This window comes from Streptomyces sp. CA-278952 (assembly GCF_028747205.1).
In the GTDB taxonomy this organism is placed as follows: domain Bacteria; phylum Actinomycetota; class Actinomycetes; order Streptomycetales; family Streptomycetaceae; genus Streptomyces.
Window position 1 is genome coordinate 265988 of the sequence record NZ_CP112880.1, and the last position, 23161, is coordinate 289148.

Annotated in this window: 3 protein-coding genes (2 of these 3 cut by a window edge); all 3 read right to left on the reverse strand. The window is 73.9% G+C overall.

Annotated features, from left to right (window positions below):
* Tightly spaced (each overlapping or abutting the next), the 3 genes in view from N7925_RS01070 to N7925_RS01080 form a layout consistent with a single transcriptional unit that may run on beyond the window.
* A protein-coding gene (locus N7925_RS01070) for a non-ribosomal peptide synthetase (protein WP_274342716.1) crosses the window boundary here: on the reverse strand, nucleotides 1-1687 show its 5' portion. Its footprint begins 15647 nt before the window's first position; 1687 of the gene's 17334 nt are visible here — the first part of the coding sequence; the start codon lies at nucleotides 1685-1687; its stop codon lies off the left edge, out of view.
* Complete coding sequence (locus tag N7925_RS01075; protein WP_274342717.1) at nucleotides 1684-13962, reverse strand: non-ribosomal peptide synthetase; 12279 nt, start codon at nucleotides 13960-13962, stop codon at nucleotides 1684-1686. Before N7925_RS01075 ends, N7925_RS01070 begins: the two co-directional genes overlap by 4 nt.
* A protein-coding gene (locus N7925_RS01080) for a non-ribosomal peptide synthetase (protein ID WP_274342718.1) crosses the window boundary here: on the reverse strand, nucleotides 13959-23161 show its 3' portion. It continues 6403 nt past the right edge of the window; only the last 9203 of its 15606 coding nucleotides appear in the window; its start codon lies beyond the right edge, outside the window — the gene reads right to left on this strand; its stop codon occupies nucleotides 13959-13961. Before N7925_RS01080 ends, N7925_RS01075 begins: the two co-directional genes overlap by 4 nt.

Genomic DNA, 23161 nt, shown 5'->3' on the forward strand with positions numbered 1-23161 from the left:
CCGTCACCGTCACCAACGGATCGGCATCCCCCACCACATACGCCAACCGCTCCTCCGGAAACTCCGGATCCAACGGCACATACACACCCCCGACCTTCCACACCGCCAACAACGTCGCCACCAAATCCACCGAACGCGGCAACACCACCCCCACCACAGAACCCACACCCACACCACGGCCCACCAACAACCGCGCAAGACGGTTGACCCGCCCGTTCAACTCCCCATACGCAACCCGCTCCCCACCACACACCACCGCGAGCGCACCCGCCCGCTCCCCCACCCGAGCCTCGAACCACTCCACCAACGAACCCGACGGAACAACCACATCCGTCACATTCCACCCCCGCACCACACGCTCGGACTCCTCGGCCGACAGCAGTTCCACGGCCGAGACGGGGCGGTCGGGGGTCGCGCTGATCTGCCGGAGCACCCGGACGAGGCGGTCCAGTGTCGCGCGCGCGTCGGCAGCCGAGACGACGTCGGGCTGGTAGCCGAGCCGGAGGCCCAGTTCGTCGCGGGGGGCGACGATGAGGCTCATCGGGTAGTGCGTGGCGTCCGAGGCGTCGGCGTCGACGACGCGGAAGCCCTCGTCGGCCGCGTCCTCGGCGACACCGCTGCTGTCGACCGGGTAGTTCTCGAACACCAGCGCCGTGTCGAAGAGGTCTCCGTGGCCGGACCAGCGCTGGACGTCGGCAAGTCCGACGTGCTGGTGCTCGACGAGGCTGGACTGCTCCTCCTGGACTCGGGTCACCAACTCGCGCAGGGTCTCGCGCTGGTCGAGCACGACGCGCGTGGGCACCGTGTTGATGAACAGGCCGATCATGGTCTCGACGCCGGGCAGGTCCGCGGGCCGGCCCGAGACGGTGCTGCCGAAGGCCACGTCGGTGCGGCCGATCAGGCTCGACAGGACGAGCGCCCAGGCTGCCTGGGTCACCGTGTTGAGGGTGACGCCCCAGTCGCGGGCGCACTGGGTGAGTGCGCGGGTGGTCGCGGCGTCGACGGCCGTCGAGAGCTGCTCGGGGACGTGCGTCGCGCGGTCGCGGTCGGGCGCGAGCAGGGTGGGCTCCTCGAAGCCCGCCATCGCCTCGCGCCACAGCCGTGCGGACTCCTCGCGGTCGCGTGCGGAGAGCCAGCGCAGGAACTCCTTGAACGGGCGCACGCGGGGCAGGCCGCGGTCGCTGCCGTTCTGTCGGTAGAGGACGAGGAGTTCGCGCAGCAGGATGGGCAGGGACCAGCCGTCCCACAGGATGTGGTGGTTGGTCAGGACGAGCCGGAAGCGGTCGCCCCCCAGGCGGATGAGCAGGAAGCGCAGCAGCGGCGGCCTGCGCAGGTCGAAGCGCTCCCAGCGGGCGGCCTCGGCCAGTTCGGCGGCGGCTGCCGCGGTGTCGTCGGCGCCGCTGACGTCCTCGTCGCGCCACGGCACCCGTACGGTGGCGGCGATCACCTGCGACCATTCGCCGGACTTGCGCTGGACGAAGGCGGCGCGCAGGTTCGCGTGGCGGCGCAGCAGCGCCGTGGCGGCCGCGTGCAGGCGGTCGCGGTCGACGTCGCCCTCGAGGTCGAAGCGCAGCTGCGCCGTGTAGACGTCCGGGCCCGCGTCGTCGTAGACGCTGTGGAAGAGCATGCCCTCCTGGAGCGGGGACAGCGGCAGGACGTCCTCGATGTTCCGGGCCGGCTTGGTCATGCGTCGTTCTCCCAGTCGTCGGCCAGGTCGAGCTCGAGGTCGTCGAGATCGTCCTGTGTCAGCGTCGTGTCGGTGACGTCGGTGGGGGTGAGTCCGCCGACGTTCGGGGTGGTGGTGTGGGCGGCGAGTCCGGCCAGCGCCTCGACCCACAGGTCGGCGAGGGCGCGCATGTCCGCTCCGTCGAGGATCCGGTCGGCCCAGGTCCAGGTGGCGCGGAGCGCCAGCCCGCCGTCCTGGTCCTGGCGGGCGACGGCGTTGACGTCGAGCACGTGCGCGAGCGGGGTCTGCTCGGGCTGCCCGGCGACACCGCCTGCGAGGACGCCCCAGTCTGCGGAGGCGGACGCGGAGGCGGCGGTGAAGCGGCCCATGTAGTTGAAGCCGAGCTGCGGGGAAGGATGCGCGCGGAACGTGTCCGCGGCTCCGGCGGCGAGGTGGCGGAGGAGCCCGTACCCGGCGCCGTTGCCCGGGGTGCCGCGCAACTGCTCCTTGACCCGCTTCAGCGCCGTGCTGACGGCGGGGCCGCCGGCGGTGACCTCGTGCCAGGCGGCGTCGCCCGCATCGATGCGTACGGGGTACATGGTGGTGAACCAGCCGACCGTGCGGGACAGTTCGGCTCCGGGGACCAGGTCCTCGTCCCGGCCGTGGCTCTCCAGGTCGAGCACCCAGCCGTGGTCTGCGGGGCGGGGCGACCAGCGGGTGAGGGCCAGGGCGAGGGCGGTGAGCAGGACGTCGTCGACGCCCGCGTTGTACAGCCCCGCCGTTTCGGTGAGGACGACGCGGGAGACATCGGCCGGGACCTCGACGGTGCAGGTGCCGGCGGTGGCGTAGGTGTCCCGCTCGGGGTCCAGTCCCCCTTCGGCGAGCGGTGTGCTCTGCGCGAGCATCCCTTCCCACCAGGGGAGTTCGGCGAGCCGGTCCGGGGACTCAGCCTGGGCGGCGAGCTGCGTCGACCAGCGCCGCACCGAGGTGCCGACCGGGGTGAGCGGCGCGCCGGCGCTGCCGACCGCCTCGGCGAGGTCGGGCAGCAGTACACGCCAGGACACTCCGTCGACGACGAGATGGTGGGCGACGACGACCAGGACGCCTGCGGCACCCGGTCCGCCGTCGAGCCACACCCAGCGCACCATCGCGCCGGCCTCCGGGTCGAGCGTCCCGCGGGCCCGTACGGCCTCGGCGGACGCGAGGGCGAACCAGGCGTCCTCGTCCGCGCAGCCGGAGGCGTCCACCCGCGAGACGCACTCGTCGGCTGCGACGCTGTCGGCGGGTCGCACTTCGGCGACGAGCTCGGGCGCGAGGGTGAGCCGGGTGCGCAGGGCGTCGTGGTGGTCGAGTACACGCTGGACGCCGGTGCGCAGGGCCTGTTCGGTGAGGCCGGCAGGGGTGCGCACCGCCTGGGACTGGTTGAACTCGCGCCAGGGGCCGCCACGTTCGACGAGCCAGGACACGATCGGCAGGGGTGTGAACTCGCCGGTCGGCTCGTCCTCGGCCTCGCCGGCGGCGTCCTGGCCGGACCAGTCCGCGATCTCGGCGAGGGCGGCCGCGGTCCCGTACTCGAAGACGTCGCGTACGGACAGTCCGATCCCGGCGCGGCGGGCACGGGAGACGAGCTGGATGGAGAGGATGCTGTCGCCGCCCAGCTCGAAGAAGCCGTCCTCCACGCCGACGGCGGTGAGTCCGAGGACCTCGGCGAAGAGCCCGCAAAGGAGTTCCTCCCGGGTGCCGGCCGCGGCGCGGCTGCTCCCGGCGGCGCTCTCCCACTCAGGTGCGGGGAGCGCCCTCCGGTCGACCTTGCCGTTGTCGGTGAGCGGCAGCCCGTCGAGGACGACGGTGGTGGCCGGGACCATGTAGTCCGGCAGGCGTTCACGGAGGTAGGCGTCGAGGTTCGCGAGCTGGGACTTCACGTCGCTGACGCTCATCGGGTCGTTGGCGCGGCGGGAGCGCGGCACCAGCGTCGCGGGGACGTATCCGTCGGGGAACTGCTCTCCCTGCGCGGCTGGTTGGTAGAGCACGTCGACATGGCCGTCCTCGCCGGTCGTGGACCAGGTGAGCGCGGTGACCAGGCGGTGCCGCTCGCCCAGCGCGGCGAGCGTCTCGACGTCGACGCCGGGTGCGGACGCGTCGGGCGCGGTGCGGAGTTCGGCGGCGGTGGTGTGCCGCTCGGCGCGGGCCAGGGCGCGGGTGACGGCCAGGTCGGGGGCGAGCCGGTCACCGGGTACGGAGCACAGGCGCAGCCGGGTGCCCTCGGCGGCGGCGGTCTTCAGCAGGGCGACGAGTGTCTCCTCGTCGTCGACGTCCGTGCCCCAGTCGAAGCTGCGCAGCGCGGAGGCGGGCGCCGCGGCGGAGGTGTGCAGGACGGCGTCGTAGCGGTAGCGGCTTAGTTCGTTGTGGTAGTCGCCGCGCTTGACCCGGATGTCGACGGCCTGGACGCGGGGGTCGCTCTGCGCCCAGTCGGCGAAGTAGTCCGGGTCCAGTTGGAGTTCGCTGTCGAAGAGGACGGCGCGGTCGACGGCCGGGCGCAGTGCGGGCAGTTGGGTGGACGGGTCGGCCTGGGCCAGCTGGACGGCACTGTGGAAGAGGCGGGCGAGCCGGAGGTTGCGGACGTCGCCGACGAGGACGGCGCCGCCGGGTGCGAGCAGGTCCAGTGCGCGGTCGAGGACGGTGGTGAGGTAGTCGGCGCCGGGGAAGTACTGCACGACGGAGTTGATGACGATCGTGTCGAAGTGGCCCTGCGGCAACCCGGTGACGTCGGCGGCGTCCTGGACGCGGAGTTCGACCTGGTCCGCGAGCCCGGGCACGGCGGCGACCTCGTCGGTGAGGCGGGCGACGGCCGGTGCGGAGAAGTCGGTGCCCCAGTAGCTCTCGCAGTCGGGGGCTAGCTCGGCGAGGATCAGTCCGCTGCCGACACCGATCTCCAGGACGCGGCGGGGCCGTAGTTCGCGGATGCGGTCGACGGTGGCCCGCCGCCAGCTGCGCATCTCGGCGAGCGGCAGCGGGGCGTTGTCGTAGCTGGAGTGCCAGCCGCGGAAGTCCTGGCCGAACGCGGGGGTTTCGAGATCGGGCCGGTAGAGGTCCTCGTACACCTCGTGCCAGGCGCCGACGACGTCGGTGGACGCGGACTCGTCGACCTCGACCTGGCGGGCCGGGACGACGTAGGAGACCAGGCGGCGGTCGCCGGGCCGGTCCTCGCGGACCACGGCGGCGGCGTGCGCGACGGCGGGGTGCGCGGCCAGCGCGGCCTCGACCTCGCCGAGTTCGACGCGGAAGCCGCGGAGCTTGATCTGGTCGTCGGCGCGGCCGAGGAACTCGATCTCGCCGCCGCGGTTCCACCGTACGAGGTCGCCGGTGCGGTAGAGCCGTTCGCCCGCGGGCCCGAAGGGGCTGGCGACGAAGCGTTCGGCGGTGGCCGCGGGCCGCTCGTGGTAGCCGCGGGCGACGCCTGCGCCGGCGAGGTAGAGCTCTCCCGCGACACCGGTGGGCGCGGGGCGCAGCCGGTGGTCGAGAACGTACGCGGCCATCCCGGCCAGCGGCCGTCCGACGGGTACGGCCGCGGCGCCGGTCTCCTCGTCGGCGATGAGGTGGCTGAGGGCGAACGTGGTGGTCTCGGTCGGCCCGTAGCCGTTGACGACGACCAGGTCGGGGCAGGCCGCGCGGACCCGGGCGACGGCGGTGGGCGACACGACGTCGCCGCCGGTCCACACGCGGCGGGCGCCGGACAGCGCGGTGGGCTCCTCCTCGGCGACCACGCGGAACAGGCCGGCCGTCAGCCACAGTCCGGTGACCCCGTGGCGGGAGACGGTCTCGGCGAGGACCGCCACGTCGATGTCGCCGGGCGGGGCGAACACGATCCGGTTGCCGGTGAGCAGCGGTACCCACAGCTCGTACGTCGAAGCGTCGAACGCCATGGGCGACTGGGCGAGTACGCGTTCCTGGCCTTCCCGCCAACGCGGGTCGCGGGCGAGGGCGACGATGTCGCGGTGGGTCACGGCTACGCCCTTGGGGACGCCCGACGAGCCGGAGGTGTGCATCACGTACGCCAGCCCCGTGGCGGGGACGGCGGTGAGCGGGGCGGGGGCGCCGGTGGGTTCGGCGTCGAGCACGGCGTGCGGGTCGAGCGTCTCGACGCCCCACTCCCGCGCGGCAGCGGCGTGTACGGGGTCGACGAGCGCGAGGGCGGCCGACGTCCCGGTCAGGAGGTGGCGTACGCGGCCCGCCGGGTCGGTGGGCCGCAGCGGTACGTAGGCGCCGCCGGCCTTGAGGACGGCGAGCAGGGCGACGGGGACGAGGACTCCGCGTTCCATCGCCACGGCGACGGGTGTCTCGGCGGTGACACCGCGGGCGGTGAGCACCGCGGCGAGGCGGTCGGAGAGCTGGTCGAGCCGGGCGTAGCTGAGCTCCTCGTCGCCCGCGGTGACGGCGACCGCGTCGGGCGCGGTGGACGCGACGGCGGCGAAGGCCTCCGGCACGGAGAGCTCGGGGGCGGTGCGGCCGGTGTCGTTCCACTCGGTGAGGAGCCGGGTGCGCTCGGCCGGGTCGAGCAGGTCCACGTCGTCGACCGGGAGTTCGGGACGGGTGAGGACCTGGTCCAGCACCCGGTGCAGCCCGGCGATGATCCGGTCCGCCGTCTCCTGGTCGAAGACGTCGCGGCTGTACTCCAGGACGCACTGGAACCCGGGGGTCGCGCCCTCGCCGCCGCCCTCGACGAAGAAGAACGCGAGGTCGAACTTGGAGGCGGTTGTCTCGATCTCGGTGGGGGTGACCGTCATGCCGGGGAAGTCGGCGAGCGCGGCCTTCGCCATGGCCTTGTCGGTGTTGTTGAACGCGATCATCGTCTGGAACAGCGGGTGCCGTGCCAGCGACCGCGAGGGGTTGAGCACGTCCACGAGCCGCTCGAACGGCACGTCCTGGTGGGCGTAGGCGGCGAGGTCGGTCTCCCGTACGCGTTCGAGCAGTTCGGCGAACGTGGGGTTGCCGGAGAGGTCGGTGCGCAGCACGAGGCTGTTGACGAAGAAGCCGACCAGTTCGCTGAGCGCGTCGTCGGTGCGTCCGGCGATGGGCGAGCCGAGCGGGATGTCGGTGCCGCCTCCCAGCCGGGAGAGCAGCGTGGCGACGGCCGCGTGCACGACCATGAAGGGGCTGCAGCCGTGTTCGCGGGCGAGCGCGGCCAGTGCGGCGTGGTGCTCGGCGGTGACGGTGAACGGCACCCTGCGCCCCTGGTGGGAGGAGACCGGCGGACGGGGCCTGTCGAAGGGCAGGGCGAGCTCGTCGGGCAGCTCGGCGAGGCGCTCGCGCCAGTAGTCCAGCTGGCTGGACAGGACGCTGTCGGGGTCGTCCTCGGAGCCGAGGTGCTCGCGCTGGCAGAGGGCGTAGTCGGCGTATTGCAGGGGCAGTTCGAGCCACTGCGGGGTGTGCCCCGCCAGGCGTGCGGTGTACGCGGCGGTCATGTCGCGGACCATCGGGCCGAGCGACCAGCCGTCACCCGCGATGTGGTGCAGCATCACCTCCAGTACCCAGTCGGTGCCCTCGTCGTCCAGGCGCAGCAGCCAGCCCCGGACGGGGAGTTCGCCGGTGAGGTCGAAGGTGTGCCGGGCGAGGCGGGAGAGGACCTCGGGCAGCTTCGCCTCGTCGGTGGGCAGGACCTCCAGCTCCGGCACGGCCCGCTCGGCGGGAAGCACGATCTGCCGGGTGCCGTCGTCGCCGTCGGCGAAGACGGTGCGCAGGCTCTCGTGCCGGGCGACGATGTCGGCGAAGGCGGCCCGCAGCGCGTCGATGTCGAGTGCGCCCCGCATACGGATGGCGAGCGGGATGTTGTAGGTGGGGCTCGGGCCCTCCAGCCGGTGGATGAACCACAGCCGCTGCTGCGCGAACGACGCCGGTACGGTCTCGGGGCGTGGGACGACGCGGCGAAGGGCGGTGCGGGCGCGGCCCGAGGAGCCGATTCGGGCGCTGAGCGCGGCGACCGTCGGGGTGTCGAAGAGGTCCCTGATGGCCACCTCGACGCCGAGCGCGGAGCGGATGCGGCTGACCAGGCGGGTGGCGAGCAGCGAGTGGCCGCCGATGTCGAAGAATCCGTCGTCGACGCCGACCTCTGCCAGGCCGAGCACCTCTGCGAAGAGGCCGCAGAGGATCTCCTCCTCCGGGCCCCGGGGGGCGCGGGCGGCGGACTGCGCCTCGTACCGGGGTGCGGGGAGCGTCGCCCGATCGAGCTTGCCGTTCGGGGTCAACGGCAGGGCTTCGAGTTCCACCTGGGTGGCGGGGACCATGTGGGAGGGCAGCCGTTCGGCGAGCCAGTCCCGCAGCGGCGGCACCGAGCCGCCGGGGTGCGGCACGACATAGGCGACCAGGCGCTGGTCGTCGGTGCGGTCCTCGCGCACGGTCGCGGCGGCCGCGGCGACGTCCGGGTGGGCCTCCAGCGCGGCCTCGATCTCGCCGAGTTCGACGCGGTGGCCGCGGATCTTGACCTGGTCGTCGGCGCGCCCGACGAACTCCAACTCGCCGTGGCGGGTCCAGCGGACGACGTCGCCGGTGCGGTACATGCGGCTGCCGCCCGGCTCGAAGGGGTCGGCCACGAAGCGGGCCGCGGTGAGGGCGGGCCGGCGCCAGTAGCCGCGGGCCACACCGGCGCCGGCGACGTACAACTCGCCCGCGACGGATGGCGGTACGGGCCGCAGGGCCCCGTCGAGGACGTACACCCGCAGGTCGGGGATGCGCTCTCCGATGACGCCGGTGCGGGCCGCGGCGGCGGTGCCCGGGTCGAGGGGCCGGTGGGTGACGTGGACGGTCGTCTCGGTGATGCCGTACATGTTCACCAGGACCGGGGAGTCGGCCGGGTGCCGCTCGTACCACTCCGCGAGGCGGCGGGGGTCCAGCGGTTCGCCGCCGAAGACGACGCGGCGCAGGGCCAGGCGTGCGCCCGCCTCGGGGTGCTCGCGCTCGGCGGCGCTCAGCTGGTGGAAGGCCGAGGGGGTCTGGCTGAGGATCGTGACGCCCTCGTCGCCGAGCAGCCGGAGGAAGTCGGCGGGCGAGGTGCGCTGCGCGTGCGGGACGACCACGAGCCGTCCGCCGTGCAGCAGCGCGCCGCACAGCTCCCACACGGAGAAGTCGAAGGCGTAGGAGTGGAAGAGGGTCCACACGTCGTCGGGGCCGAAGCCGAACCAGTGGTCGGTGGAGCGGAACAACCGCGCCACGTTGCGGTGTTCGACCACCACGCCCTTGGGGGTGCCGGTGGAGCCCGAGGTGTAGATCATGTACGCGGGGTGGGCCGGGGTGAGCGGCCGGGTGCGGTCGGCGTCGGTGACGTTCGCGGGGTCCGCGCCGGCCCGCGCGGCGGTGGTGGCGGGGTCGTCCAGCAGCAGGAGCGGCGTGCGCGCGGCGAGCGTCCCGGCCTGCTCGGCGGTGGTGACGGTCAGCGCGGGCCCGGCGTCGGCGAGGGTGCGGCGGAGGCGGTCGGCCGGGTAGTCCGGGTCGAGGGGTACGTAGGCGCCACCGGCCTTCCAGACGGCGAGGAGCGCGACGACGAGCTCCGCCGAGCGGGGCAGCGCGACGGCGACGAAGTCGCCCGTGCCGACGCCCCGGTCGATGAGGACTCGGGCCAACCGGTTGGCGTGCGCGTTGAGTTCGCCGTACGTCAGGGCACGAGTGCCGTCGGTGACCGCGACGGCGTCGGTGGTGGCGGCGGCGTGTGCCTCGACCGCGGGGTGCAGGGTCTCGGGGAGGGTGTCGGCGACCGGGGTGTTCCAGTCGACGAGCATCCGCTGCCGCTGGCCCGCGTCGAGCACCTCGAGTGCGGACAGCGGGGTGTGCGGGCTGTCGGCGACCTGGCGGAGCAGCAGTTGGAGCCCGAGGGCCAGGGCCTGGACGGTCTGCCGGTCGAAGAGGTCGGTGCGGTAGCCGATCGCACCGGCCAGATGCGCCTCGCCGCCCTCGGCGGCGGGGCGTTCGGCGAGTGAGACGGTGAGGTCGAAACGCGCCGTCGCCACGCCGATGTCCAGCGCCTCGGCCTCCAGCCCGGGCAGTGACACCGACTCGGCACGGTCGCCGGGGTTGTTGTAGGTGACCATCGTCTGGAACAGCGGGTGCCGGGACAGCGATCTGGTGGGGTTCAGCGCCTCGACGAGGTGCTCGAACGGCACGTCCTGGTGCTGGTAGGCGGCGAGGTCGGTGCCGCGGACCCGGCCGAGAAGTTCGGTGAACGTCGGATCGCCGGACAGATCGGTGCGCAGGACGAGGGTGTTGACGAAGAAGCCGACCAGATCGGTGAGCTTCTCGTCGGTGCGGCCCGCGATCGGGGCGCCGACCGGGATGTCGGTCCCGGCGCCGAACCGCGACAGCAGCGCGGCCACGGCGGCATGCACCAGCATGAACATGCTGCAGCCCCGGCTGCGGGCCAGCGCGCGCAGCTTTCCGTGGACCTCGGCGGGCACGGCGAACGACAGCCGGGCTCCCTCGTGCGAGGCCACGGCCGGGCGCGGCCGGTCGGCGGGCAGGTCGAGCTCGTCGGGCAGCTCGGACAACTGCGATCGCCAGTATGCGAGTTGGGTGTGGTGCAGACCGTCGTCGGCGTCCGTGTCCGCCACCCGCTCCTCGCGTGTGTCGTCGCCGAGCAGTGCACGCTGCCACAGCGTGTAGTCGGCGTACTGCACCGGCAGCGGCGCCCACGTCGGCGCGGTGCCGCCCACGCGGGCGGTGTAGGCGCGGGTGAGGTCGCGGGCCAGCGGCGCCATCGACCAGCCGTCGGTGGCGATATGGTGCACGACCAGCACCAGCGCCCACTCCGCGGGGGCGAGCCGCAGCACGGTGGCGCGCAGGGGCGCCTCGGCGGTGAGGTCGAAGGGGTGCGCGGCGGCACGCGCGAGGGCGGCCGGCAGTTCCTCCCGGCCGCAGTCCCGTATGTCCACGGGCGGTTCGGCGTGCTCCAGCAGGATCTGGGCGGGCCCGTCGGCGGTGGCGGCGATGACGGTGCGCAGGCTCTCGTGCCGCACCGCGACGTCGGCCAGCGCCGCGCTGAGGGCCGCGGTGTCCAGCTCGCCGGAGAGCCGCAGCGCCAGCGGGATGTTGTAGGTCGGGCTCGGCCCTTCCAGCTCGTACAGGAACCAGAGCCGCTGCTGCGCGAAGGACAGCGGTACATGCGCGGGGCGGGGCGCGGCGGGTAGCAGCGGAGTGCGGGGGCGGTCGGTCCGCTCGGCGAGGAGCCGGACCAGCTCGGCGGGGGTGGAGTGCTCGAACACGTCCCGCAGCGCGAGTTCGACGCCCAGGGTGGCGCGGACGCGGGAGACCAGGCGGGTCGCCAGCAGGGAGTGGCCTCCCCTGGCGAAGAACCCGTCCTCGACGCCGACGGACGGCAGGCCGAGGATCTCGGCGTACAGCCCGCAGACGATCTCCTCCTGCGGGGTGCGGGGCGCGCCCAGGGCCGCGGCGGGCTCGTCCCACTCGGGGGCGGGCAGCGCCCTGCGGTCCGCCTTGCCGTTCGGGGTCAGAGGGATCTCCGCCAGCGTGACGACGGCGGTGGGGAGCATGTACGCGGGGAGCCACCGCGCCGCCTCGCGGAGCACGTCCGCAGCGGGGCGTCCGCCGTCGGCCGGCACCACGTAGGCGACGAGCCGCTGGTCGCCGGGGCGGTCCTCGCGGACGGTGACCACGGCCCGTACGACGCCGGTGCAGCGCTCCAACGCGGCCTCGACCTCACCGGGTTCGATGCGGTGGCCACGTATTTTGACCTGGTCGTCGGCCCGGCCGACGAAGACGAGTTCGCCCTCGGGGGTCCAGCGCACGAGGTCGCCCGTGCGGTACATCCGGGTACCCGGCGCGCCGAACGGGTCGGCGACGAAGCGTTCCGCGGTGAGGCCCGGGCGGCCGCGGTAGCCGCGTGCGACGCCGGAGCCGGCGACGTACAGCTCGCCGGGGACGCCGGGCGGGACCGGGCGCAGTCCGGCGTCCAGCACGTATGTCCTCGCGTGCGGGAACGCGCGCCCCACCGGCACGGGGCCGCCGGGGACGGGGGCGCCGGGTGCCAGCACGAAGTGGCAGCAGTTCACGGTGGTTTCGGTGGGGCCGTAGGCGTTGACCACGGTCACGCCGGGCCGGTCGGCGCGCCATCGCTCCAGCGCGGCGCCCTGGAGCGCCTCGCCACCGAGCACGAGCGTGCCCGAGGGGCGCATCGCCTCCGGCACGAGGGAGAGCAGGGGCAGGTGGCTCGGTGTCACCTTCGCCAGCGTCACCCCGCCCGCGGCGGTGACGGCGTCGGGGACCGGGGTGTCGGCGTCCCAGGTGCCGAGCCACACCGTGCCGCCCGCGGTGAGCGGGGTGATGAGGCCGGTGACGGTCAGGTCGAACGCGGCGGAGGAGCCGACGAAGGTCACTCCGGTCATGTCCGGGTAGGCGCCCGCGGCGTAGCCCACGTACGCGGCGACGCTCTCGCGCGACACGACCACGCCCTTGGGCAGTCCCGTGGAGCCGGAGGTGTGGATCACGTAGGCGGCGCACTGCGGCGGTACGTCGGCGTCGGGGGCGCAGGGGTCCGCGTCGCGCAGTCGGGCGGCGGTGCCGGGGTCGTCCAGGAGCAGGGCTGTGCCCGGGACCCGTGCGGCGAGCGCGCCGGTGGTGACGGTGAGGACGGGCACGCTGTCGCCGAGGATGTGCCGGGTGCGTTCGGCGAGGTGCTCCGGGTCCAGCGGTACCCAGGCGCCGCCGGCCTTCCAGACCGCGAGCAGCGCGACGAGCAGTTCGGTACCGCGCGGGAGCAGCACGCCGACCGGTGTCTCGGGGCCCACGCCGGATGCGGCGAGCACCCGGGCGAGGCGGCCCGCGCGCTCGTTCAGCTCGGCGTACGTCAGCTGTCCGTCGTCGGCGACGACCGCGAGGGCGTCGGGTGTGGCGGTAGCCTGGCGGGTGAACAGGCCGGTGAGGTGGTGGGGTTCGGCCGGGGTGCCGGTGCGGTTCCAGGTGTCGGTGAGGGTGTGCCGCTCCTCGGCGGACAGCAGCGGGATGCCGCCGATCGGGTGGTCGGGGTCGTCGACGGCGGTGGTGAGCACGTTCCGCAGGGCCTGCGCGTACCGCCCGGCGAGGACGGCGTCGACGAGGTGCGGCTGGTACTTCAGGTGCAGGGTCAGGGTCTCGCCGGGGAGGGCGAGGAGGTAGAGCGGGTAGTGCGTCGCGCTCTGCGCCTCGACGTCGGTGACCTTGAGATCGTCGAACGTGCCTCCGTCGTCGCCGTCGAACGGGTAGTTCTCGAAGACGGTGACGGTGTCGAAGAGTTCGCGGTGCCCGGCCCAGCGCTGGATGTCGGCAAGGCCGACGTGGTGGTGGTCGGCGAGTCCCGCGTGCTCGGCCTGGAGCCGCAGCAGCAGTTCCCGCAGTGGCTCGGCCGGGTCCAGTACGGCACGTACCGGCACGGTGTTGATGAACATGCCCACCATGGACTCCACGCCGGGCAGCTGGGCGGGGCGGCCGGAGACGGTGGCGCCGAAGACGACGTCCCGCCGTCCGGTGAGCGCGCCCAGCGCGACGGCCCAGCCGGCCTGCACCAGGGTGTTGAGGGTGACGCCGAGCTCTCGTGCGCGCTGCTGGAGTCCGCGCGTCGTCCGGGCGTCGAGCGTGGCGGTGAGCGTCTCGGGTACGGCGGCGACCCGGCTTCCGCCCGCGGGCCCGGCGAGCGTGGGTCCCGTCACGCCGTCCAGGGCGCGGCGCCAGGCCTGCTCCGAGCTCGCGCGGTCGCGGCCGGAGAGCCAGCCCAGGTACTCCTTGTACGGGCGGACCCTGGGGAGGCCGCGGTCGTCGCCGGACTGCCGGTGCAGGACGGCGAGTTCGCGCAGCAGGACCGAGGAGGACCAGCCGTCCCACAGGATGTGGTGGTGGGTCATCAAGAACCGGTGGCGGCCCGGGGCGAGGCGGATCAGGGTGAAGCGCACGAGCGGCGGCAGCCGCAGGTCGAACCGCGCCCACCGGTCCGCCTCCACGAGCTTCCCGGCGGCGGCCTCGGGGTCTCTCTCGGCTTGGACGTCCTCGTCGCGCCACGGCAGGGTCACCGACCGGGCGACGACCTGGACGGGCTTGGCCAGGCCCTCGTGGCGGAAACCCACGCGCAGGTTGGCGTGCCGGCGCAGGAGTGCCTCGGCCGCCGCGTACAGGCGGTCGCGGTCGAGCTCGCCGTGCAGGTCGACGGCGAGCTGCCGTACGTACAGGTCGGCGGGGCCCTCGTCGTGGACGCTGTGGAAGAGCATGCCCTCCTGGAGCGGGGAGAGCGGAAGGACGTCTTCGATGTTGCGGCGCGGCGTGCTCATGCGGAGCCTCCCCAGTCGGCGTCAAGAAGTTCGATCTCGTGCTGGCTCAGGCCGGCCAGGGAGAGGTCGGAGGGCGTGAGTCCGCCGGCTCCGGGGTCTTCGGTGTGCGCGGCGACGCCGTTGAGGGCTTCGGTGCACAGCCGGGCGAGGGCGGCGACGTCCTCGCGGGTCAGCAGCCGGGGCGCCCAGCTGAAGTTCATGCGGAGCCGGAGGCTGCCCCCGGTCTCCTCGGCGACCGCGTTGAGCTCCACGACATGACTCATCGGGGTATCCGGTTCTCCTTCGATGAGGGTGCCTGGCAGCGGCTGCCAGTCGGGGACGTGCCCGGGGTCGGCGGTGCGCAGCCGGCCCAGGTAGTTGAAGCCCACCTGCGGCACGGGGTAAGCGCACAGGGTCTCGGCGGTACCGGGATTGAGGTGGCGCAGCAGGCCGTAGCCCACACCGCGGTCGGGTACCTCGCGGAGCTGCTCCTTGACACGTTTGATGACGTCCCCCACGACGGGTCCGCCGGAGGTGAAGTCCGGCCAGCTGACCCGGCCCGGCTCCAGGGCCACCGGGTAGAGGGTCGTGAACCATCCCATGGTGCGGGAGAGTTCGGCGCCGGGAAGCCAGTCGTCGTGCCGGCCGTGGCCCTCCAGGTCCACGACGCAGCCCGTACCGTCCAGCGGGCTCCGCCAGTGCGAGAGCGCGGCGGCGAAGGCGGCCAGCAGGACGTCCTCGGCGCCCGCGTGGAACAGTTCGGCCGCCCGTACGAGGACGGTCTCGGTGATCTCGGGCGTCAGGGACTCGGTCAGCAGCCCCATGGTGCTGTGCAGGTCCCGCGCGGGGTCCAGCTCTCCGTCGGCGACCGGCCGCCCGGCGGCGAGCACGGACTCCCACCGGGGCAGCTCCCCGGTCCTGCGGTCGGTGGTGGCCTGCCGGGCCAGCTCCTGCGACCAGGTGCGCAGCGACGTGCCCACCGGGGGCAGTGTCGCGGCGGGGGCACCGCCTCTGCGGGCGCCATCGACCGCCTGCGCCAGATCGGGCAGCAGGGCGCGCCAGGAGATGCCGTCGACGACCATATGGTGCGCGACGACGACGAGTTCGCCGGGGGCGCAGGGGCCCGCGTCGAGCCAGACCATGGCGAGCATGCGGCCCTCGGCCGGGTCGAGCAGCTCGCGTGCGGCGAGGGCGCGTGCCGTGCGCTCCTCCCGTACCGCCTCCGCGTCTCGGCCTTCGACGTCGACGCGGGTCAGCACCGACCCGACGTCGACCGAGCCCGCCGGGGCGACGTCCAGGACCTCGCCCAGCGCGGGATCTCGGCGGGTACGGGCGCGCAGCACGTCGTGGCAGTCCAGTACGGCCCGGACGGCGGTGACCAGGTCCGTCCACCCCAGTCCCGCCGGTGCCCGCAGGACCTGGGTGTGGCTGTACCCGGCCCAGTTGCCGCCGCGCTCCAAGAGGGCGCGAGCGGCAGGCAGCTGCGGGAAGACACCGGTGCCGTCGTCGGCTGCGGCCCGTCCGCCGTCGTCGTCGGGCCACTCCGCGACCTCCGCGAGCTCGGCGACCGTGGGGTGCTGGAAGAGGTCGCGGACGGAGAAGTCCGCGCCGATGCGCCGCGCGCGGCCGACGACCTGGATGGCGACGATGCTGTCGCCGCCGAGCGAGAAGAACGAGTCGTCCACGCCGACCTCCGCGACGCCGAGCACCTCGGCGAGGAGCGCGCACAGTGCCTCCTCGCGCGGGCCGTCCGCCGCGCGGCCCGCGTCGGTGCGCTCGTACTCGGGCGCGGGCAGCTTCGAGCGGTCCACCTTGCCGCTGCTGTTGAGCGGCAGCGTGTCGAGGGTGACCCAGGCGGCGGGGACCATGTAGTCCGGCAACCGCTCGCCCAGGTGGTCGGCCACCGCCGGGTCCGGTGCGCCGGTATAGGCGACGTACGCGACGAGTCGGCGGTTGCCGGGGCGGTCCTCGCGCGCCATCACCACCGCCCGCCGCACCGAGGGGTGTTCGGCGAGCACGGACTCGATCTCGCCGAGCTCGATCCGGTGGCCGCGCACCTTCACCTGGTCGTCGACGCGGCCCGCGAACACCAGGTTGCCGTCGTCGGTCCAGCGCACCAGGTCGCCGGAGCGGTACATCCGGCCGCCGGGCGCGCCGAACGGGTCGGCGACGAAGCGCTCGGCGGTCAGGGCCTCGCGGCCCCAGTAGCCGCGCGCGACCAGGGCGTCGGCGATGTAGAGCTCACCGGCGACGCCCGGTGGTACGGGGCGCAGGCCGGCGTCGAGGACGTACAGCCGGGCGTGCGGGTAGGGGCGGCCGATCGGTACGGGCCCCGTGGGCGTGGGGTCACCCGGCCGGAGGGTGAACTCCGAGCAGTTGACGGTCGCTTCGGTCGGACCGTAGGCGTTGACGACCCGTACACCGGGGTGCTGGGCGCGCCAGCGCGCGAGTGCCGGGCCCTGGAGAGCCTCGCCGCCGATCACGAGGGTGCCGGAGGGCGACATCTCCTCGGGCAGCAGCGACAGCACGGCCAGATGGCTGGGGGTGATCTTGGTGGCGGAGATTCCGCCGGCCTCCTTGACTGCGGCGGGGACGGGCTCGTTCGGGTCCCACCGGCCGAGCCACACGCAGCCGCCGACGACCAACGGGGTGAACAGCCCGGTGACCGTCGCGTCGAAGGCCACCGAGGAACCGACCAGGACGACCCCGCGCATGTCGGGGTACTCCCGGGACGAATAGCCCACGTATGCGGCCACGTTGGTGTGCGCGAGCACGACGCCCTTGGGGCGTCCCGTCGAGCCGGAGGTGTAGATGACATACGCCGCGGCGGTGTCCGGCTGCGGCACCTGAACCGGCTCGGGCGCGTGGCGGTCGGCCTCTGCGGCGAACTCCGGGGTGTCCACCACGAGGCACGGTGCGGCGCCCGGCGCCTTCTCCTGAAGGTCCGTGGTGGTCAGTACGAGCACGGGCTTCGCGTCGTCGAGGACGTAGCCGATGCGCTCGGCCGGATAGTCGGGGTCGATCGGCAGATAGGCGGCGCCCGTCTTCCACACGGCGAGCACCGCGGCCACGAAGTCGACGCCGCGCGGCAGCAGTACGGCGACGAACGACTCCGGTCCGGCCCCGCGGTCGCGCAGGACGCGGGCGAGGCGGTCGGCGCGCTCACCGAGCTGCGCGTACGTCAAGGTGTCGCCGCCGCTGACGGTGGCGAGCGCCTGCGGGGTGCGCCGGATCTGCTCGTGGACCCAGTCGCGGACGGTGCCGGGCCGGTCGTGCCCGGTGCCGCTGTTCCACTCCTCGATGATGCGGTGCCGCTCGTCGCGGTCCAGCAGGTCCAGCGTTCCGGAGGCCTGGTCGGGGGCGGTGGCGAGGCCGCGGAGCACGGTGGTCAGCCGGCGCAGCGTCGCCTCTGCCTGTGCGTCGTCGACGACGTCGGGCTGGGAGTCCAGGCGCAGCACGAGTTCGTCGCCGGGGGCGACGACGAGACCGAGCGAGTAGTGCGTGGCGCCGCGGCCGTGCACGGCGGCGATCCGGAACCCGCTGCCGTCGGTGGAGAGGGTGTCAGGTGCGACGGGGTAGTTCTCGAAGACCAGCGCGGTATCGAACAACTCGCCCTGCCCCGCCCATCGTTGAATGTCGGCGAGGCCTACGTGCTGGTGCTCCAGCAGCGCGGACTGCTCCCGCTGGATCCGCTCCACGAGTCCGCGGAGGGATTCGGCGGGGCGCAGGGACACCCGTACGGGCACGGTGTTGATGAACAGCCCCACCATCGACTCCACGCCCGGCAGGTCGGCGGGGCGCCCGGAGACGGTGGCGCCGAACACGATGTCGCCGCGACCGGTCGTCCAGGACAGCACCAGAGCCCAGGCCGCCTGCACCACGGTGTTCACCGTGACGCCCCACTCGCGGGCGTACGCGCCGAGCGCCGCGGTGGTCTCCCGGTCGAGGGTGGTGTGCCGCTGCTCGGGCACGGTGGTGGCGCGGGCCCGGTCGGCGGCCAGGAGCGTGGGCTCGGGCAGCCCGTCGAGGGCCTCCCGCCAGGCTCGTTCGGCCGCGTCCCGGTCGCGGGCCTCGAGCCAGGCGAGCCGGTCGCGGTACGGGGGCACGGGCGGCAGGGCTCGATCGTCTGCGCCGTCGCGGTAGAGGGTCAGCAGCTCGCGCAGCAGGACGGGCGCGGACCAGCCGTCCCACAGGATGTGGTGGTTGGCCATCAGGAAGCGGAATCTGCCGGGCCCGAGCCGGATCAGGGTGAACCGTGCCAGCGGCGGCGCGTCCAACGGGAACGGCTCCCAGCGGGCGGCGGCCGTCAGCTCCTCGGCGGCGGCCTGCGGGTCGGCGGCTCCGGAGACGTCCTCGTCGCGCCACGGAACCCGCACGGTGCGGGTCACCGCCTGGCACCACTCCCCCGAGTCCCGCTGCACGAAGCCGGCCCGCAGGTTGGGGTGGCGCCGCAGCAGGGCGCCCGCGGCGGCGTTCAGCCGGTCGCGGTCCACGGCGCCGTCGAGGTCGAAGGCGAGCTGCGCGGTGTAGACGTCGGTGCCGGTGTCGTCGTAGAGGTGGTGGAAGAGCATGCCGCGCTGGAGCGGGGACAGCGGGAGCACGTCCTCCAGACCGGGGTGGGCCGCCTCGAGTCGCTCGATCTCGGCCTGGTCGAGGGTCGGGTCGGCCAGGTCGCTCGGGGAGAGCCCGCCGGAGTTCGGTGCGTCGGCGTACGCGGCGATCGCCGCCAGCGCACGCGCCCACAGCCCGGCGAGTTCCTCCACGCGCTGCCGCGTGATCAGCCGGGGCGCCCAGCTGAAGTGGGCGCGCAGGCGTGGCCCGTCGCCGCCGTCCTCGGCACCGGCGTTGACGGCGACGACGTGGCTGAGCGGAGTGTGCGGTCCGGGTCCGGCCACACCGGCGGCGACCGGCTGCCAGTCGGTGGCCGCGCCGGGGAGGACGGCGGACCTGCCGAGGTAGTTGAACGACAGCTGGGGGGCGTCGAGTCGGCGCAGGGCTTCAGCGGTTTCGGGATTCAGGTGACGGAGCAGGCCGAAGCCCGCGCCGTTGCCCGGGGTGGCGCGCAGCTGCTCCTTGACGCGCTTGAGCGCGGCGCCCACGGCGGCCTCTCCCGGACCGGACTCCCGCCACGGCTGGTTCCCGGCCGCGAGGCGTACGGGATGGAGCGTGGTGAGCCAGCCGACGGTCCGCGACAGGTCGGCGCCGGGCAGCAGTTCCTCGTGCCGCCCATGACCCTCCAGGTCCACGACCCAGCCGTCACCGCCGTCGCGCGGTGCCCAGCGGTCCAGTGCGAGGGCGAGTCCGGCCAGCAGGACGTCCTCGGCGTTGGCCCGGAGCAGTACCGGAACCCGGTCGAGCAGGGTCCGCGAGACGTCCTCGGGCAGGGTGACGGTGTGCACGCCCGCGCTGCCGTAGGTGTCGACGGCGCTGTCGAGCGTCCCGCCGGTGACCGGACTCGGGGGCGTCAGCACTGCCTCCCACCATGGGAGCTCGGCGGTCCGCTCGTCGGTCGTGGCCTGCCGGGCGATCTCCTGCGACCAGCGGCGTACGGACGTCCCGACGGGTGCGGGGGGCGTCCCGCCGTACGCGTTGCCGCGTACGGCCTCGGCGAGGTCGGGCAGCAGTACCTGCCATGACACCCCGTCGACGACCAGGTGGTGGGCGACGAGGACCAGAGCGCCGGGGGCCTCCGGCCCCGCGTCGAGCCACACGCAGCGGAGCATGTCGCCCTCGGCCGGGTCGAGTCGGCGCCGGGCGCGGTCGGCGTGCTCGGACAGCAGCTCCGGCCACTCCGCGTCCCCGGTGCCGGCGGGCACCTCGACGCGGTCCAGGCAGGAGTCGGCCGGCACGGCACCGGCGAGTCGTACGTCCAGCTCGGGGATCGCGTCCAGCGCCTCGACGGAGACGAGCCGGGAACGCAGGAGGTCGTGCCGGTCGAGGAGGGACTGGAGCGCGGTGCGCAGAGTCGCCTCGTCGAGCCCGGCGGGGGTGCGCACGGCCTGGGACTGGTTGAACTCCCGCCAGTCGCCGCCACGTTCGAGCAGCCAGGACACGATCGGCAGCGCCGGGAAGCGGCCGGTTCCGTCGTCGTCCGCAGCCTCGTCCGTGTCACGGCCCGACCAGTCGGCCACCGAGGCGAGGCGGGCGACGGTCGGGTGCTCGAAGACGTCGCGCACCGACAGGGACGCACCCGCGCGGCGGGCGAGGGAGACCAGCCGCATGCTCATGATGCTGTCGCCGCCGCGGGTGAAGAAGCCGTCGTCGATCCCGACCTCGTCCAGGCCGAGGACCTCCGCGTACAGGGAGCAGAGCAGCTCCTCACGGACGTCGCGGGGGCGGCGCGAGGAGCCCGTGCCGGACTCCCAGTCGGGTGCGGGCAGCGCCTTGCGGTCGACCTTGCCGTTCGGCGTCAGTGGCACGGCGGGCAGCGGCACCACGGCGGCGGGCGACATGTGGGCGGGCAGCCGCTCGCCGAGGTGCGCGCGGAGGTCGGCGAGGTGGACGGCGAGGTCGGCCTCGTCGCAGGTGGTCACGGTGTACAGCACCAGGCGGCGGTCGCCGGGCCGGTCCTCGCGGACCACGGCGACGGCCTGCTCCACGGCGGGGTGGTCGGCGGCGACGGACTCGATCTCGCCGAGCTCGATGCGGAAGCCGCGCAGCTTGACCTGGTCGTCGGCGCGGCCCACGAACAGCAGCGCGCCCTCCCTGGTGTATCTGACCAGGTCGCCCGTGCGGTACATCCGCTCGCCCGGCTCTCCGAAGGGGCAGGCGACGAACCGCGCCGCGGTGAGGGCGGCGCGCCCCCGGTAGCCGCGGGCGAGACCGGCCCCGGAGACGTACAGCTCTCCGGCCACTCCCGGCGGGACCGGGTGCAGGAACTCGTCCAGCACCCGGACGCGGGCGTCGGTGACCGGCCGGCCGAGCGGTACGGGCCCGCCGCCGCGCAGCGGTGCGCTGATCGTCGCGCAGACCGTCGTCTCGGTCGGGCCGTACGCGTTCACCATGCGGCGGCCGGGGGCGAAGCGGGCGACCTGGTCGGGCCCGACCGCCTCGCCGGCGACCACGAGCACCATGCCGTCGGGCAGCGCGCCGTCGGCGAGCACGGGCAGGGCGGATGGCGGCAGGGTGGCGTGGGTGACGCCGCGTTCGGCGAGCAGCGCCGCGAGCGGATCTCCGGGCACGAGGCGTTCGGCGGGGGCGACGACGAGCCGTCCACCGGTCAGCAGGGCCATGCAGATCTCCCACGCGGCGGCGTCGAAGCTCAGCGAGGCGAACTGGAGCACGCTGCTGCCCGGTCCCGCGCCTAGGTGCTCCCGGTGAGTGCGGGCGAGGGCGGCGAGCCCGCGGTGGGTGACGGTGACGCCCTTGGGCAGCCCCGTCGATCCGGAGGTGTAGATCACGTACGCCGGGTGGTCGGGGTGCAGCGGCCTGATCCGGTCGGCGTCGGTGGGCGCGAGGGCGGGTGTGCCGCTGTCCGGCCCGGTGGGCAGTTCCTCGAAGAGGGCGGCCGGGACGCCGTCCCAGTGCGCGCCCTCGGTCAGCCCCGCGGTGGTCAGCAGGAGCGCGGGGGCGGCGTCCCGCAGCATGTGGGCGATACGGGCGGCGGGATAGTCCGGGTCCAGGGGCAGGTAGGCGGCGCCGGCCTTGTGCACGGCGAGGACGGCGACGACGAGTTCGACGGAGCGGGGCAGCGCGATTGCCACCAGGTCCTCGGTGCCGATGCCGCGGGCGATGAGGTGGTGGGCCACGCGGTTGGCGGCGGCGTCGAGTGCGGCGTAGCCGAGCTCGCGGTCCTCGCCGCTCACCGCGGGGGCGTCGGGAGCGGCGGCGACCTGCCGGGCGAACAGCTCGGGGAAGGTAAGCGGCTCCACCGGCGCGACGGGGCCGTCGCTCCCGTCGGTGCCACCGGCGTTCGGCTGAACGGGGGAGGGCGGGAGTCGCAACTCTCCCAGCCGGGTGCCGGGCGCGGCGGCGACCTGGGCAAGCACCCGGCGCAGGGCGTCGGCGATCATCACGGCGGTGGCCTCGTCGAAGAGGTCGGTGGCGTACTGGAGCACCCCCGCCATGCCGCTCGTACCGCCGAGCTCCTCCAGGCTGAGCAGCAGGTCGAACTTGGCCTGCTGGGTGTCGACTTCGAAGCTTTCGAGGGCCAGCCCGCCGAACGTCTCCGCGTTTTCCACCGACTGGCGCACCGTCAGTGCCGTCTGGAAAAGCGGCTGGTGGGCCTGGGAACGCTCGGGCCTGACCAGTTCGACGACTCGCTCGAAGGGCACGTCCTGGTGGCTGTAGGCGTCCAGGTCGGTGCCACGCACCCGGTCCAGGAGCCCGGAGAAGGTGGGATTGCCCGAGGTGTCGGTGCGCAGGACCAGCGTGTTGACGAAGCAGCCCACAAGCTCGTGGGTGGCGTCGTCGTCGCGACCGGCCACGGGGGTGCCGAGGGGGATGTCGGTGCCGGCACCGAGCCGGGTCAGCAGCGCGGCCAGTACGGCGTGCACGACCATGAACACCGTCGTTCCGCTGCTGCGCGCCAGCTCCGTGACAGCGGCGTGGAGTTCGGCGTCGACGGTGAAAGTGGTGACACCCCCGCGGTGGGAGGCGACGGCCGGACGCGGCCGGTCAGTGGGCAGATCGAGGACCTCCGGCACCCCCGCGAGCTGCCCCTTCCAGTAGACGGACTGGCGACTGAGCAAGCTGTCCGGGTCGTCCTCCGCGCCGAGCACCTCGCGCTGCCAGAGCGCGTAGTCGGCGTAGCCCACCGGCAGCGGCTTCCACTCGGGCTCCTCGCCCGCGCACCGGGCTGCGTACGCGGAGGAGAGATCGCGGGTCAGCGGGGCCAGCGACCAGCCGTCGGCGGCGATGTGGTGCACGACGAACACCAGGACCCAGCCGGTGTCGCGTTCCGTCTCCAACAGGGACACGCAGACGGGAAGTTCCTCGGCGAGATCGAAAGCGTACCGGGCGAGTTCCCGCAGCCGGTCGTCGAGCTCCGCGGGCGCGCACCGCTCGGGCTCGGTCTCCGGCAGCAGCGCCGGGTCGAGCACCCGCTGGCAGGGCCCGCCGGGGTTGTCGGCGTACACCGTGCGCAGGCTCTCGTGCCGGGTGACGACGTCCCGCAGCGCCGCCCGCAGCGCACCGAGGTCCAGCGGGCCGGTCAGCCGCAGCACGTACGGGATGTTGTACGTCGCGCTGGGCCCCTCCAGGTGGTGGGAGAACCACATCC

Bases quoted from the DNA above. Each gene is read 5' to 3' on its own strand.
- N7925_RS01075 (WP_274342717.1), bottom strand. From the start codon at position 13,962: ATGAGCACGCCGCGCCGCAACATCGAAGACGTCCTTCCGCTCTCCCCG.